The sequence below is a fragment of the Pantoea graminicola genome (genome assembly GCF_048452665.1).
Lineage (GTDB): Bacteria > Pseudomonadota > Gammaproteobacteria > Enterobacterales > Enterobacteriaceae > Pantoea.
On sequence record NZ_JBLWSJ010000013.1, the window covers coordinates 54,846 to 69,625 of the forward strand.

General features: G+C 48.0%; 10 protein-coding genes and 2 pseudogenes. 5 read left to right on the forward strand and 7 right to left on the reverse strand.

Annotated elements, in window-relative coordinates:
- Positions 1-18: 18 nt before the first annotated feature.
- Positions 19-1,185 carry a dienelactone hydrolase family protein gene (locus tag ACNY69_RS21025; RefSeq protein ID WP_418800212.1) on the reverse strand — a complete coding sequence of 389 codons (1,167 nt, stop codon included), beginning with the start codon at positions 1,183-1,185 and terminating at the stop codon, positions 19-21.
- 196 nt (positions 1,186-1,381) lie between these two features.
- Positions 1,382-1,744 (reverse strand): hypothetical protein, encoded by a 363-nt coding sequence (locus tag ACNY69_RS21030; RefSeq protein ID WP_418800215.1) that lies wholly within the window; start codon positions 1,742-1,744, stop codon positions 1,382-1,384.
- A 958-nt stretch (positions 1,745-2,702) separates the two neighbouring features.
- On the opposite strand from ACNY69_RS21030, the gene ACNY69_RS21035 reads away from it, so the two are divergent.
- The gene (locus tag ACNY69_RS21035) at positions 2,703-3,098 is read left to right on the forward strand and encodes a cupin domain-containing protein (protein WP_418800218.1); all 396 of its coding nucleotides are present in this window, start codon (positions 2,703-2,705) and stop codon (positions 3,096-3,098) included.
- A 519-nt stretch (positions 3,099-3,617) separates the two neighbouring features.
- Here the strand turns inward: ACNY69_RS21035 and ACNY69_RS21040 are convergent.
- Positions 3,618-4,649, reverse strand: a complete 1,032-nt coding sequence (locus tag ACNY69_RS21040; protein WP_418800221.1) for a tyrosine-type recombinase/integrase — start codon at positions 4,647-4,649, stop codon at positions 3,618-3,620.
- Between the two features lie 705 nt (positions 4,650-5,354).
- Here ACNY69_RS21040 and ACNY69_RS21045 point away from each other — a divergent pair.
- The 4 genes and pseudogenes from ACNY69_RS21045 to ACNY69_RS21060 all read left to right on the forward strand — a co-directional run bounded on the left by ACNY69_RS21045 (position 5,355) and on the right by ACNY69_RS21060 (position 8,383).
- On the forward strand, positions 5,355-5,996 hold the full coding sequence (locus ACNY69_RS21045; RefSeq protein WP_375718152.1) for a nucleotide-binding protein: 642 nt from the start codon (positions 5,355-5,357) through the stop codon (positions 5,994-5,996).
- Positions 5,993-6,445 carry a hypothetical protein gene (locus tag ACNY69_RS21050; protein ID WP_375718151.1) on the forward strand — a complete coding sequence of 151 codons (453 nt, stop codon included), beginning with the start codon at positions 5,993-5,995 and terminating at the stop codon, positions 6,443-6,445. The genes ACNY69_RS21045 and ACNY69_RS21050 overlap by 4 nt, the downstream gene beginning before the upstream one ends.
- On the forward strand, positions 6,445-6,954 hold the full coding sequence (locus ACNY69_RS21055) for a restriction endonuclease (RefSeq protein ID WP_418800225.1): 510 nt from the start codon (positions 6,445-6,447) through the stop codon (positions 6,952-6,954). The genes ACNY69_RS21050 and ACNY69_RS21055 overlap by 1 nt, the downstream gene beginning before the upstream one ends.
- A 606-nt stretch (positions 6,955-7,560) precedes the next feature.
- Positions 7,561-8,383: pseudogene (locus tag ACNY69_RS21060) on the forward strand (tyrosine-type recombinase/integrase).
- Between the two features lie 27 nt (positions 8,384-8,410).
- Here ACNY69_RS21060 and ACNY69_RS21065 read toward each other — a convergent pair.
- From ACNY69_RS21065 to ACNY69_RS21080, 4 genes and pseudogenes are all read right to left on the reverse strand, one after another.
- Positions 8,411-9,433, reverse strand: coding sequence for a DEAD/DEAH box helicase (locus ACNY69_RS21065; protein WP_418800227.1), 1,023 nt, complete (start codon positions 9,431-9,433; stop codon positions 8,411-8,413).
- Complete coding sequence (locus tag ACNY69_RS21070) at positions 9,418-10,980, reverse strand: ATP-dependent nuclease (protein WP_418800230.1); 1,563 nt, start codon at positions 10,978-10,980, stop codon at positions 9,418-9,420. Before ACNY69_RS21070 ends, ACNY69_RS21065 begins: the two co-directional genes overlap by 16 nt.
- Before the next feature lie 754 nt (positions 10,981-11,734).
- On the reverse strand, positions 11,735-12,601 hold the full coding sequence (locus ACNY69_RS21075; protein WP_418800233.1) for a RepB family plasmid replication initiator protein: 867 nt from the start codon (positions 12,599-12,601) through the stop codon (positions 11,735-11,737).
- A gap of 1,207 nt (positions 12,602-13,808) precedes the next feature.
- Positions 13,809-14,772: pseudogene (locus ACNY69_RS21080) on the reverse strand (Rpn family recombination-promoting nuclease/putative transposase).
- Between the last annotated feature and the right edge of the window lie 8 nt (positions 14,773-14,780).

Here is a 14,780-nt window from a genome sequence, read left to right on the forward strand (position 1 = left end):
GGCAGATAATGACATTACTTAGCTCAAATGAGGATTTTTCACAACTACGGCGTTATTGATAGCGTAAACATCACATTTCCCTTTGCCTTTATCGTGTTTTCTGCAGCTTTCGAGAGCATAATAAGCGGCATCCTCAGCCGTCCTGTTTTTGTAAGAAACGCCCCATGCGCCATCATCACTGACGGCAAAAGCCTTTTCATATTGCATCGCAGCAAGATAATCCTTAAACCCTTTTACTCCCTCTTTATTATTGAGGTAGGCAGGTTGTGATAATTGAGCCTGTGGAATATCCAGTATTTCTTTATAAGGCAGCCCTCGACCTTTGAGGAAAAGCGACACTTCAGGCCACCAGAATTTTTCAGGTGCTGAATCCATCACGACATGCCCGTTATCGGAAAAAGGTGGAAAGATGTGTAACCTGGCCAGGTTGTTATTTTTTGAATAGGCTGAAAAAAAGGCTTTAGCGAAATTGGGTGGGAAGAAATGGTCATTCTTTGCATAGAGCCAAAGAGAGGGAATTTTAGCGCTCCTGCCATAATCTGAAAATGCTTTGAGCAATCCGGGCTCATCGCACACAGATTTTCCGTCCTTACCCCCCCGTCCTCCGGCAAAGTTGATCACAGCCTTCACACCGCCAGGATTAACAGAACCCGCTGAGATTACTGCGAATCCACCCGCCGACATTCCAACTAAAATAGCCTCATCAGGCGATGCCCACGGGTATTCTTTGATTATGCCAAGCGCAGCCAGGATGTCTTTCTTGTCCCGCATGCCTGCGATTTCATGATTTGGCTCTTCACAGGAGTCCCCACGGTATTCCGCCGCACCACTGGAATAACCATACCCTTCCCGTAGCACAGCGACTGCTGCATAACCGTGCCTTGCGAAAGCAATCGCCGTTGATGAAAGATAATTCGGATTCATTGTCCAGCGATCAAACTCAGCCGTTCCGACTGTGCCGTGTGTGATTAATGCAACGGGCAAATGCTCCTGACCTGCGGGACGGGTCACGAACGCATCCAATACTGCAGGTTGACCATCACTGAGGGTTACATTGAGATAAAATGGCTCCCTTATAAGCCCTTCCAGCTGCTGGTTGTGCGAGCCTGTATCAGAAAAACTGTAAGATGAAAAAAGAAGGAAAGTCGTGAAAACCGATACTTTTTTGATGTTTTCTAAAGACATTGAGATCATTTAAAGATATCCCCTGTGAAGAATCTGAATTGCACGTTTAATTTTATAAATGACGCAGGCTGTCATACTGGTGTCACATTCATTATTTCCTTAAGCATCATTGCCCCATCTGAATATCAATCCCGTATAAACCCGAGAGTGGATAAACAATAAATACATAACTATTTATAAATTTATCAGGATAATTTCAGCCGTGCGTGGCGATCAATTTTTCAAGTAACACGATTTCATTCCTTAACATTTCTACATCCTCATCAAACGCATACTCTGCCTCGACAGCGTTCATTCCCTTAATACAGCTACTCAGGGTAAGCTGAGTGTTGTAGAGCTGCACAAGCCATGTTACCGGCATTTCCTCTGTAAACCGCATTGATAAAATACCAGCAATTTTCTCAATGTCAGTCCGCAACAGCTGGAGCCGGAGAGCACTACACTCATAAACTTCTGTATTCTGAGGTTGTGAGATCATGCCTTCAAAATGCGTCAGTGCACTCTGAAAACTCTCCAGGACTTTATTTAAAAGCTGCTCCACTTCAGTTTCTTTACACATTCCACCTCCCGCACAGGCCGAATGAGATATTTAACGCTTCCTGAAAGAACCTGCGCCAGACAGATAAATTCAGAGACTGCTTTATTTGTGAATTTTTTATTACGTATTTAACGAAGAATTGACTTTACAGGAACAGCAAGTAACTAATGGTTACTACTGATCGGTCAGAGACTTTTAACATGAAAACTAATTTATGTACACTTTTTTTATGTGCAGTGTTGCTTACGCAAATTTTTATTATTTACAGGGAAACCCTTTCCGCAGTCATGAAAGTTTATATAAGTTTAGTAGAGAGCTATTTATCTATTATTTTCAGTAACATATGATCTCTGTCATATTGATATTTTCAGAGGCATCCTGTTTCATTGAATTTATAATCCGTTAATCAGGAGACTAACCAAGTCAGCGGATAAGTGGTGAGATACATTCGAAGGAAAGCATTCCTTGAATTCTAAAATGTTACACTGAAAATAAAAAAAATTATCAAAGATTTGAAGGTCATGGAGCAGCGAGGATGACTTTCCCGTTGCGCCTGAGGAGCAGTGTTAAGCACTTCATTAATAACAAACAATACTGAACGTTGCCTAAACAATTTTGATTGAATCCGGTGCGCATCTCGAAGCCATAGCTACAAAGATTTCGCATTTACAAATGTCATAAAACTAATTAACTTTTACATTTACACGAATGACATAAAAAAATTATTGGTTAAGTATAAAGTAAAAAAATCAGTACTTTTCCCATTACATTTGCCATGTAATTGAGCTTAATTTGCCTGCAGGACCTTCTGCGGCCTGGCTTCTGAATGTGCCACTTTGATATTCAATTCAGCGGCAGGAAAACGTTTATTGCTTAAACACCTAATGTTTTTATACTTAATGGTTTATGCACAAACATAATGCATTTTTACAGCTTCAGAATTTAATCATAGTGGCTTAACCTGACGCTATCCCCCAGCGTGAACTGTCTTTTATCTTTGTCTCAGAAGAGGCCCGTTTTGAATAATAGTCTGTCATGCCGTCTTGTTTCACCTCAGCCAGGCTTTGAAGGTAAGCAAGGTCTGAAATATTACGTGGGGGTTTCCAGAGAAACTACCGGTTCCTCACATCTTCATATGCAACTCGCTACGATACCCCCTTCAACTCAGGGCAAGGCTCACCTTCATGAAAATCATGAAACCGCGATCTATGCATTGCAGGGAACGACCAGAATAAGATTCGGGGAACGGCTTGAAAACGAACTCGAGGTCCCAGAGGGCAGTTTCCTGTACATCCCAGCAGGTTTACCACATTTACCTTTTAACACCAGTGACTCTACCGCCACGCTCGTAATTGCCAGAACCGATCCCTCTTAGCAGGAAAGTGTCACCCTCTTACCTGAGCTGGATATTAACCTGATCAAATGAGACAGGTCAGACCCTGTCCCATTTCCCGTCGCTGACGGACTTTCGTTGGGTCAGCTTTTACACTAACTTGTGGCATCTATTCTGGCCCTGAACCCGGCAAAGCTGAGCTGTTTATCGCGGAATCTGAAAAGTATCGAACAGATGCAGTGGGATCTTCCTCCGGGGCCCGGGTGGCAGCAGACAGGATAGGAGGAAATGAGAGGAGCCAACCCCTGGGGTATCTCATCTATTTCTAACGTACCGAGTTGCAGATTTTTTTGCAGGTGCACTGTCTATTCAGCAGATTGATTTGTCGGCCTGTTCATCATGAAGAAATCGTGTCTGGCGTTTGTGTATTCAGGTACTGCTGGTCAGTCATATCGTCAGCTGAAGCCCGCAACGCAGAACTGTAATTCTGTCAGCAGCCCAGGCAGTATCTCATGCAGTGTAAACAAAGACTGAACATCCGAAGCAGAATCGCTTTATGGGCTAATCATCAGCGTTTTCCATCAGGGTGACCATTGCTCCGCGGTGAGCTTCAACCATTCGGATGTAGCGCATGACAGTCTGGGTCTGCGTCCAGGTACCTTCCTGCATGATCTGTGCAATGGATATTCCTTTTCTGGCCATATCCTGTGCGGCGCCGACGCGGGCGCTGTGGCCACTCCAGCTTGCATAGCGACCTTTATTGGTTTCAAAAGCCTTCGTCTCACCCGCAGCCTGACGGGCACGACGATAAATATCTTCCAGGCAGGGTGCGCTCATGGGGGCTTCCGACACGCTGACAATACGGTTAGATCGATGAACAGGACAGAAGATAACAGCGTCAGGTTCGCCGGCGAGACCCGCAGCGGTGATCCATTCGCTCAGCCTGCCGGATGATTTCGCACTGAGGGCCTTAACGATGCCTCCTGACTGCAGGATGGTTTTGGTCCAGCCAACGTCCAGAATGATACGCCCGTCTGCTGCACGGGAGATATCCCTGATGCGCAGACGGGAAAGTTCGCTCATGCGCAGAAGGGTACTGTAAGCAACATGCATAAACGCCAAGTCGCGCAGCTGCTGCAGGCGAGGGGAATGACTCCATACTGTATCCAGCCGGTTAAGGTCCGGCCGGCAGAATGGCGCCGCCTGCCCTGTGCGCTCTCCTGACATGACCGCGGTGCGGTTTATCTTCTTCCTGGCGCGCACGACTTCAGTCGCAACCGTTGGTGGCACCAGCCCGGCGTTACGGTGTAACATTGATATCAGCGCCGCGTGCACCGAAATGGTGGAGGTCGAACGCCCGATGGCCTGCAGGTGAAACAGGTAGTCCTGCATATCATCCGGTGTCATTGGCAGAAAGGACCGGCGATTCTCCTGCGACCAGCGCCAGCAGATCCGCATCACGCTCAGCAGCTGACGCCACGTATTGGCCGAAAAGGCCTCCCGATTGCGGACGAACGCGGCCAGTTTCGCAGTGAGATCATCACCGGTGCTGCCGCTAAGAGTCACACCTGTAAAACCGGAGATATTGTTCATATTTGCTCCATTTACAACGGTTAACTGAAAGGCAGCGCTACGTGAATTCTGAGAAAGAAGCAGGGGCAATGCCCGTCAGATTTTACGTAGCGATGCCTGATTTTCGACCATCTTCGAGAAGATGTCGTTCAGCCGCCCGCCATCCAGAACGCCGCCGTTTCATATAAATGGCAGTAAAGTTCAGGATCCAGCGTTGATCCTCATCATACAGGGTTTCAGAAGCCCTGTCTGGCCTTATATAAGTATAATTATATAAGGCCAGTATTTAAGGAGATGTCTGCTCTGGAAGGGAATTGCGATGCCATTAGTGTCATTATAAGGTCAATTATATTTATTTCTTAGGACTACTCTAGCGTAAAACGACATGTCAAAATTTCATGCTGTTGAAAAATGATGACGTCATTAAAAATTAATTTTCAATTAGGATAGATCATAAAAATTATTGAAATTATAAATTTATCTCTATTCAAGATCATCCATTTAAATAAAAAAACATCATATGCGCGAAAATAAAGGCATTATGGATTTTATTTTCATTAATTCTTGTTAAGTGATAGATTAAGAACTCCATCTGTTAAATTATTTATTTTGATAGTTAAAATTTTTTTACTACCTCATTCATTGAATATATTAATTAAAAATTAGTGACAATTAGCAGATTATTTAATATTATATGAAATTAAATTGATTCGGGATATGATAATAATGATTAAATTTGTGTTAAACACTCCTAAAGGTGGCGTTGGGAAAACAACTACTGCCACAAACATTGCACTCCTCTTGGCTCGTAATGACTTTCGCGTTTTAGCGGTTGATCTTGCAGGAGGGCTTTTAATGAGCCAAGCATTAGAAGCCTGTCCAGAATTTAGCCAACCAGGAAATAATCGTATTTTACAAATTGAAGGGCAAAGTATCCCGACGACTTTTCGCGGTTCAAATAGTTTTGATTTCGCAGTATTAGATACAGATGATAGTTTTACCGTAGCTGAAGACTTATTATTAGGTACGCGGACTGGATGGAGAGTAATATCTCCTGTTGATCCATATGATAAGGTCGGGTTAGAAAGAATACCTAGAGAAATTAGAGCGATAACTCTTACTGCAGTTCTTACACCAAGTGATTTAAAATTATCAATCGTTACAAATATGGCTCATGGAGGTAATATAAATGATGGTTATGAAAAGCTATCTGATGAATTGGAGAAAAAAAGCATCATAAGTTTATTGAGCAACATCATTTTGCCACATGGAAATTCTCAAGGTCTAAGCTCTATAATTTTACTGGACGATCATGCTTATCGGGAAGCATTAACCGAATTATTAAGAAGTGTAGGAGTAGTTTTATGACATTCAAAAAAACAAAAATCGAACGTAGCTCTGCGTTGAAAGCCACCGAAGCATCTCTTAGAAACATAAAAATTTGTTTTAACCAAAATTCAATTAATGAAAATTCTTGGGATAATTTTGAAAAGATATTCTCAACTAAATCAAGAGTTTTTTTAATTAAACAATCTATATTTTTTTTATCTGGTTATCTTTCTAAATCAGAACAGGGTTACATTGATCAACTTAAATATGACAAAGTTTCTTCTGTTCTTGGAATGATACAAAACCATAGCAACTTTGAGACTAAGAATGATGAAAAAAATGCATTAAGTTTTTCTGTTCCACAATGGCAAATTGCTTTGGTAGCGAGTTCACTTCCACCATGCAAAAATACAAATGAATTTATTAAATTTAGTTTAGAAAAATCCCATTCTATTATATTGGATTTTTTTAAAAAAGGAGAAATGTGATGGGGCTATTAGAAGAAAAGTTGGTTGAGCGTTTACTTGATACAAGTCCCAAATACAAACGTGACACAATGGAACAAACCATACGCGATCTTCTTGGAGCGAGTCGACTTGAGCAGGTTACAGGTCTTCCAGCCAGAAGGGGGGGGGCTGACGGGGGAATTGATGGAATATTAGATGTGATACATATAATTCAAGGAGTTCCCTATCAAAAAAAGGCAGCATTAAATGTAAAAGTAAGAAATAGTGATTTTTCAAGAGAACAATTGGGCGGTTTTCTACTAGACATGGATCGAGAAGGGATCTTTGTTGGAATAATCATAACTGCCAAATTTCTTACACCAGATGCTCTAATTGAATTGGTTAGAAAAAATGTTGAAGGTTACGTTTATTTAATCCATATAAGATTAACCGACGTCCTTGCAGGAAAGATAATCGCACCAGATATTCTTATTGATGGGAGGTCGCTAAATGCTGTATTATTAGAAAGGATAAAAATTATGTTAGTTTAAGATTACTTTAAAAGTATAAGTTTTTTTATATTAAATTTCCTGAGAAGAAAAAATTCAAAAGCATCAGGAAATTCAATTGAATCTATTTTCGCTTTGAGAATTTAGTTATTTTCCCTTGCTAAATATTTACCTCAGTAGGACCTAAATTTCATACTCTTATTTTTCTGGGAGATCTCTGCTGATGTTGGTGACCATGTCGAACAAAGAACTTTACCGTGTTCTCTTTATATGAAGTCAGATAATGTTAATCCAAATCAACCGAGATCAACTGCTGTATTTCATACTTTAATCGTTTCAATATGTTACCAGGTATAAGTGCAAGAGAGCCTGGTCTGATCCGGCCGGCGCCGCTTTTTCATAATCTTATTTCCTACCAGTAACTTACACTATTTACTGCGCCCTTAAGGCGCCGCGGTTCGCGCCTTTTTATTTACGGCAGCCCAGGTTATTCTCCGTATACGGGATAAAAGCCGGAAATCCGATCCTGACCGGATCCCGTCCGGATCGCTTTATTCCCGTGGTTTTCGCTGGACAGACAGGGGAAAATACGTTCCATACCGCCAGACAACGAAGATTGAAAGTTTGGGTACTTTGCCCCGCGAACTGATGCAGAATTCACGCAGCGACGTCACTGGTCACAATCTGACCATTTCGGGTGCCGCGCGCTACTTTGACTACGAAAGTGCGGTGGCCCTGCGAAATCTGGCCGCCGCCTATGGCACCGACATGCCCCGTTACCTGCTCGCCCCTGAGGTGGCCGTGCTGCTGTCGAAGGTGCCTGATCTGAAAAAGCGGCTGTTCATCGATACCCTGTGGAACACCGGCGGGCGCCTGAACGAAATTCTGCCGCTGACGAAGGAAGACTTTGTGCTGGACGATCCGCTGACCGGCGCCCCGCTTTCCTCGCCGTTCGTGGTGCTGCGCACGCTCAAGCAGCGAAAGCTTGAGGAGGCCGCACGCAGCCGCAGCCGCCGGCGCGGCCGCCCGACGAAGGAAGAGCAGCAGGCGGAGCGGGAAACCGAGGCGGAGATACGCGAGAACCCGCCGCGCGCGGTGCCGCTCACTGATCCGGGATTTGCGCAGCGACTGAGGGAGTGGTTTGCGACCGCGCAGCAGCCGGCCGGCGCCCGTCGGTAGGATATTAAAAGTGAGGACACGGCGCGCAGCTGGATAAGTCAGGCCGTGGCGGCGGCCGCGCGTGACGTTTTCCATCCGGCCGGTGACACCGAAGACGTTCCGGGACTCGTTTGCGATGCACCTGGTGCAGCACCAGGTCCCGCAGAAGGTGATCCAGACCCTGATGGGCCACAAGGATGCGAAGTCCACCGAGTGGTATACGCGGGTGTTCGCGCTGGACGTCACGCGCCAGCTTGGGGTGCGGTTCTCCATGGATGCGGATGAGGCCGGCAGGCTGCTGCTGCCGCGCTGAATCTTAAAGCGCGGCTCTGCGGCGGTCTCAGGTCCGGAAGGGACGCATCAGGGTTTCCGGAACAAATGTGATGTTACCGCGCGCCCGGGAGCATGCCACATAAAGTTTGTTACGGGACGCCGCCGGTAACGTACTAAGTGTCTGACTGGTAAAAAGGGTCCAGTGCGATGACCCGAGCACAATGCAGACGTCCTGAAAATGATCCAATCCTTTGCTGGCTCCCCAGTTCATTGAATAACAGCCGTAGCGATGATGTTCCCTGTAGAAGAGTTTGATAACTCCGTTATCCTGATGCAGGGCTGCTGCCCGGCCACGATCGCTTACAGTTTCAATCAGGGTCGCATGCAGGCTGTGTGCTTCAATGCCGATATTCAGGTACGAGGATATAAATGTGCAGACAGTCTGTGAACAGCGCCACGTCTTGCTGAGCCTTTCCCTGTCAGGCATAAGGCCCGCCGCGCGAAAACGCGCTTCATAACGATTGATATCCTCATGTAGCGTACCGTTGGTATTGCCGTCCCGGCTTGTGTCAAACGTATGCTGATAAAAGTCGCCCGCCAGCAGTACTGACACTTTTGCCGCACACAACTCCAGTAAAAAATTGAAGTCGTGTCCGGCGAAGTCCTGGACTTCATCAATCAGTAACTCATCAAAGTAACGTTCGATACGGGCCCGGATCGCCGGCATCATTTGGCGATACATTAGCAGCAGCGAGAGTCGGTTATGATATATACGCCCTGCCTTGTCCTGAAAATGTAAACGATGTGAACGTGGGAGTTTCAGCCTTGGCTGCTCAAAGCTCAGCCCGCGTGTACCCAGCTGTAGCTGCAGCAGGGGCCGGGTGCAGAAGCCGTGCAGGAACTCAAACCACGTCATGATGCGGATCCCGTCAGGAAGGAAACCAAACCTGCTGATAACTTTTGTTCTCAGGTGCCGCTCATTATTAACGGTGTGCGTCAGGATCAGAGTCCGGCTGCGCTCGGTGAGGCGCTCTGTAAGCAGCGTGGTTTTTCCGGAGCCGGCAACGGCAAAGATTACGCGCTTATCCATTCTATTGCCTCACGAATATATACGGGTACCGAGAGAGTATCACCATGCTCCTGCAGCAGCTTGAAGGCCGCTTCGGCCTTACTCGCCAGCATATATTCCTGCACGGTCAGCGCACGCCTTGAGGCTCCAAACGATGTCTCACACAGCGCGCTGTTGTCCCGGTAGAGACTGATTTCAAACGTAGACCGGGCGTTATCTTCTTCTGCAAATATCCGCGTGTCCGCACACAATACTCCGGCATACCGATCGATGCAGTTCTGCTGATAGTTTCCGTCATTATCGCGCAGCGCCGCCACACGGTTACCCAGCAGCTGCGCTATCTCAAGATAGCGCCGGAAGCTTGTGCCGCCGATCGCAATAACGTGGACGTTGTCATCCTCGGGCGCTCTGCCGGTGAGCCTCCTGTAAAAGGCCTCAATAAGGATGAACTCAGCATCGCCTTCCACCAGAATTACCTTTCGTGACAGAGCGAACTCCAAAATATTGTTATCCGGCGCTTTCATGAAAAAGTTGGCGGTTTCTTCAGACAGATCCCGCAGCATAACGGGCCGGTTTTTACCGAGCAGAATGGCGGAACGCAGGTTCAGACGTGAGGAAATGTGGCTGCTGTGCGTAGCCACGAACAGCTGAGTCTGGCGCTCCATGGCCAGCTTGCTCACGAGCTTTTTCATGCTCACGTGGCTGAGATGATTCTCCGGCTCCTCAAGCAGCAGCGCATGCAGTTCACCCTGCTCCTCCCGCCGGCGCAGCGCAAATTCAGTCTTAATCAGGCACTGCCTGCCCTTACCGCGGTTGCGGATGGATATACCTTCCTCCGTAATGTCCAGGTTCGCTTCCAGCCCCGCTTTTACGCCTGACCTGACGCTGAACTGGTAGGCGTCCAGTGCGCTATTGACCCCGGACAGGTGTTGCTCCCTAAAATGGTTTTTCTGCTGCCGCCAGGTGCTCTCCAGCCGGTAGCGATCGGCCAGTGGGACGCTGACGCCGTAGACAGCACGCGTATACTCGTTCGCCGCGTGATCGCTGTCTATGCGCGCGCTGTCGAGCAACATATGACGCATATATCTTCGGAAGCCGGCATAATGCGCGCCCGAAAACGTACTGAACTTTACGGCGTAATATTCATAGGGAAAATTCAGCGGATCTTGATCCAGCACCTGGCGGATATCCTGACCGTATTCGTTCAGCATGGGGGCGATGTGCATTCTGAGACCGTCAGCATCCCTTTCGGAGAGGTTCTGGCGCCCGTTAAGATCAGGATTACCGCCAGGGCTGAGAAAGACGTCTGCAATGAGTTCCGGCAGTAGATCGGCTCGCCGCTCGCCCGCCTGAAAAACGGCCACAGCGTTCTGTGACAGCAGGGATTCCACACCCAGCGCCTCTACCCGATGCCTGCTGTCGCTGAGAACCAGATCCAGCGCGAGCAGAATGCTGCTTTTACCGGATTCGTTGTCACCGATAAGCACGTTTCTGCCCGGCTCAAAGTTAAGCGTAAGAGAATCAAATTTTTTAAAGTTTCGGAGCATCAGGCTCGTGATGACAGGCATGATTTCTTCCAGAGTCAGGATCGCCGGAAGCTTGCTTCTCAGCCGATCGGTTCCGTTTCCCGGGCAGCGCGACGCTGATTAGGCCAGAATTTGCCGCCACGGATGCACCCCGGTCGTCACGGGGTTAACTGCATGCTCTCAGGATAATGCCATGTATTCAGACGTAATTGCGTGAACAGGCTCATTTTCCGGCCATCTGATTTAGGAGAGGTGCCCCACTGCTAAACTTCATGGGTCCGACGCCCGGAGTAAACCAATCGTGCAGGGCAAGGCATGACTTTCATGCGACATTTCACACTCACTGCTAGGAACGACCCGTTCTGGATGTGTGCTGGAGGGAACTCGTGAATTTAGTGATGTGCGCTAGCGGGAAGGAACGTTCTGAGAAGGCGTGTGTGCTGGCGGGAACGTCCGGAGTGTGAGCAGATTCAGTGTGCGCTGGCGGGAAGCGGAGGGTGCCAGACGTAATAAATGTGTGCTGAAGGGATCATCCAGCCTGAAGATGCAAGCATATATCGCCTGAGGGGCCAGAAAAGGCCCCGAGGTAAAAGATTTTCAGGACGGGCAAGCTAAATAGGCTGAAAACGTGCGCGCTTAATGGACAAAATTTCCCACCAGCACACACTTTTCAAGCGCCAGACACGAGCGCTGCAAGTTACTGCCCGTCAGCACACATTATAAAGACGTTGGGTTATCTTTACCCGCCAGCACACATCATAAAGCGCCGGGCACGTTTTCTCCCAACAGCGCACATTTATACGTCTGGAGGCTTCAGTTTTGGATTACGCTTGTGAATTATAAGGTAATTTTCACGTTCCTTGCGTACTAGCGAAAATTCCAGATAACTAATTTTCTTGAGCTGCTCTAGCGCTTTTTTGATAGTGCGGTTCTGTTCACTGACGGAGCTGTTGAGTGAAAGACGTTCACGAAGCCGCGAAAACCCAACGGGCACAGGGTTTGCCGGCAGACTTTCTATAAAGGTGTAAATTGCCTGCGCAGCTTCCTTCTTGGGAAGAGCTTTAATCGCGTGCTGCTGCAGCAACACACGATAATCCAGCTGAAACAGCTCCCAGAGCTTTTCATCAGCTTCAAGCTGAACGATATCTTTATCCGCATCAAAATAGCCCGTTTTCAGGAGGCCGGTCTGATAGCTTCCACGAACGTCCTTACCACGTTTAAAGGAGACTGATTTGTTACGAAGCTTACCCAGTGATTCATGTATCGCATTACGTAAACGGGCGTCTATGCGCTTTGATGAAAATCCACATCCCTTGGCAAATTCTGAAAATTTCAGCTCTATGGTGTTTGAATGGAGACCATACTTGCTGAAAGCATAGATGACGCCGATCCAGACCTTGAAGTCACAATCCATATCAAGCCGGGGCCCGGCTATATTAATGTTGTCATATCCTTCAGCCCGGGCTATCTCAAGCTGAGAAAACAACTCAGAGGCATCGACAACGTTATTTTCACCCTGAGATTTCGTTGGCTTGGGCACGAATACGCCCAGCCGCATGAGTGCAACAGGCTGAACGGTATTGTTAGAATTAACTGTGAGCTGTTTTTCCTTACTGACCATATCACTATACAGCGCATCGCCTATAAATGATTTATCTTTCATGGCCTTACCTAAATCCCCCTCACAATTTACGCTGCTGTGGATGTTTCATGCTGCTATCCCGCCAGCACACACGATACATCCCTCCAGCACACATTACCACCCCGCCAGCACACATCTTATTCCCGCCAGCACACACAAATATCCCGTCAGCACACATCGGGATCGCCAGTTTCGTCAGACACAGCAAGGCCTGCAGGGATCCGGGATCTCTTTGGTACTATAAGGATCTGACTGGATACTATATTGGATCGGGCCTGTGCATTTGTGGATAAAACAGGTTGGCCCGGATACAACTGGCCTAACGCGCCTTCGGCTTGTTCAACCGTTGCGCAGCCCACAAAAAATTTGTGAACTGCGCAACGGTTATAGTTAAACCGACTGAGCTTATTCAAATAACTGCTCTGGACGCTGTGGAACATCACTCTCACGGTTTACCGCGAGTTTCCCATGCCATTTCCAGCACTTTCAGGGTGAGTCTGCTGGCTGAAGCTGGGCCACCAGTACGGCCCAAGCGCGTAGCTGGCCGGTGAGCTGCACTACCTCTGGCGCTCATGCTCTGACTCGCTCTCTGAGCAGAACGACCTGTTCCGGATGACTTATGCCTTGTAAACCGTGAAAGAGGTGAGCTGGATTGACCGGGAGTGGACTGGGCATCATGCGGTTACGCTCAACTCGATGGTGAACAGCATCTGCCTTTCCCTGGCCTGTCTAGACGGTGCTTTCGACAGCGAGGGCTAGCAGGAGGCGCCCCTAACGGTGGGCCTGACGCAGATGCTGATACGCTGCGGGTAGTGGGTGGTGGCGCTGCACTCCGGGCAGTGTTTTCTCTGACAGCTGGCACCTCAGCGCAAAAAAGTTGCAGAATAAGAAGAAACGAAAGTGCGAAGCTGAAGGCAGCCGGTAAAATGGGCCGGTCAGCTGTGAGTAGCTGACTACAGTGAACATTCTGACAAAAAGATAAAAAGAATGGAGCGTGACGCCATACTGTAAGATGCTCAGCGCCCATCCGGGTCTTTTCCTATGGGTGGCCGGGTTGCTCAAAGTATACGGATGGCAAGGTGCTGATAAGGCACTACGGCGGCCTTGAAGCCGGGAATGTTCGTGAAGGTTCAGGCCGACCTGTGCATTACGGAGCTGTGGAGGCAATGATGCTCTGGGCGGCTGTACTTGGCGATTCATGGCGTGACCCAGAATCGGAGAAAGTTAATCAGTGACGTATTCGCGCCAGGTCGTCTTCGCTCAGACCGGTCATCTGCATGACGGTGTTACGATCGATACCGTTCTGCAGCATGGTATGGGCGATTTTCAGGGTCGCTTCGCGCTCACCGTCAGAACGTCCTTTCTCTATGCCGCGCTGTTCGCCCCGTTGTTCACCAAGCTGGATGCCCTTCTCAAGACCTTTCTGTTCCAGTTTCTGTGCGATAGTCATAAAAATTACCTCGTGTTGCGGTGACCGTCGGGCCAGTTCTTCCAGAAATGCTTCGGGTCTGGACGTGTCTCCCGTCTGCAGCATCCAGTTCATCAAAGTGACTAGTTGCTCGTCGGTAGTGTAACCCGCAATCAGCAGGGTGACCGAACATCTAGTCACCCTGCTGATTGCGGGTTTGTGCGTGTTTCAGCATTAGCTCAAGCAGGGCCATCCGGCGGTGCTTCATGATTTGATCGTCATCGATGGCGCCAACATCTATGAGCGGAAAATTACCGGTATACAGTTTTCGTGCTGTTCCCGGACTGGCAAACAGCTCAGTCCAGTTCAGCGTGTAGGGCCAGGGGCTGCCACGACCGTGGGAAAACAGCAGCGGAATAACCAGCGGCAGCTGCTCATGACCGGCGTTTAGGTGTTTTTGCATGGCGGCAATGGAGTATCGCATGAGTCTGAACGCCATATGCCTGTCCGGACTGCTCTGATGTTCAATGAGCGTATAAATGTATCCCTCGCCCTCAGTGGTCTTCAGGGAATACAGCACATCGGCAAAATAGGTTCGAAGATTTTCCTCAATAAAGGATCCAGACTCCAGCTGCAGGGTGGTCAGGTCACACAGCTGCAGCAGTTCGGCGGGCAGATGCAGGGCCAGAAAATCCCGGGCTGTATCCTTATGGGCCAGGAAGGTTTTAAACAGTCCGTCATGGGGAGCCGGTGACTTCCCATCCTTTACTTTTCTGCCTGACATTCTGCGTC

Excerpts from the sequence above, each read along its gene's own strand:
- ACNY69_RS21055 (WP_418800225.1), top strand. The coding sequence starts at position 6,445 with ATGGGGCTATTAGAAGAAAAGTTGGTTGAGCGTTTACTTGATACAAGT.
- ACNY69_RS21040 (WP_418800221.1), bottom strand. The coding sequence starts at position 4,649 with ATGAACAATATCTCCGGTTTTACAGGTGTGACTCTTAGCGGCAGCACC.
- ACNY69_RS21065 (WP_418800227.1), bottom strand. The coding sequence starts at position 9,433 with ATGGATAAGCGCGTAATCTTTGCCGTTGCCGGCTCCGGAAAAACCACG.
- ACNY69_RS21025 (WP_418800212.1), bottom strand. The coding sequence starts at position 1,185 with ATGTCTTTAGAAAACATCAAAAAAGTATCGGTTTTCACGACTTTCCTT.
- ACNY69_RS21075 (WP_418800233.1), bottom strand. The coding sequence starts at position 12,601 with ATGAAAGATAAATCATTTATAGGCGATGCGCTGTATAGTGATATGGTC.
- ACNY69_RS21045 (WP_375718152.1), top strand. The coding sequence starts at position 5,355 with ATGATTAAATTTGTGTTAAACACTCCTAAAGGTGGCGTTGGGAAAACA.
- ACNY69_RS21070 (WP_418800230.1), bottom strand. The coding sequence starts at position 10,980 with ATGCCTGTCATCACGAGCCTGATGCTCCGAAACTTTAAAAAATTTGAT.
- ACNY69_RS21030 (WP_418800215.1), bottom strand. The coding sequence starts at position 1,744 with ATGTGTAAAGAAACTGAAGTGGAGCAGCTTTTAAATAAAGTCCTGGAG.
- ACNY69_RS21050 (WP_375718151.1), top strand. The coding sequence starts at position 5,993 with ATGACATTCAAAAAAACAAAAATCGAACGTAGCTCTGCGTTGAAAGCC.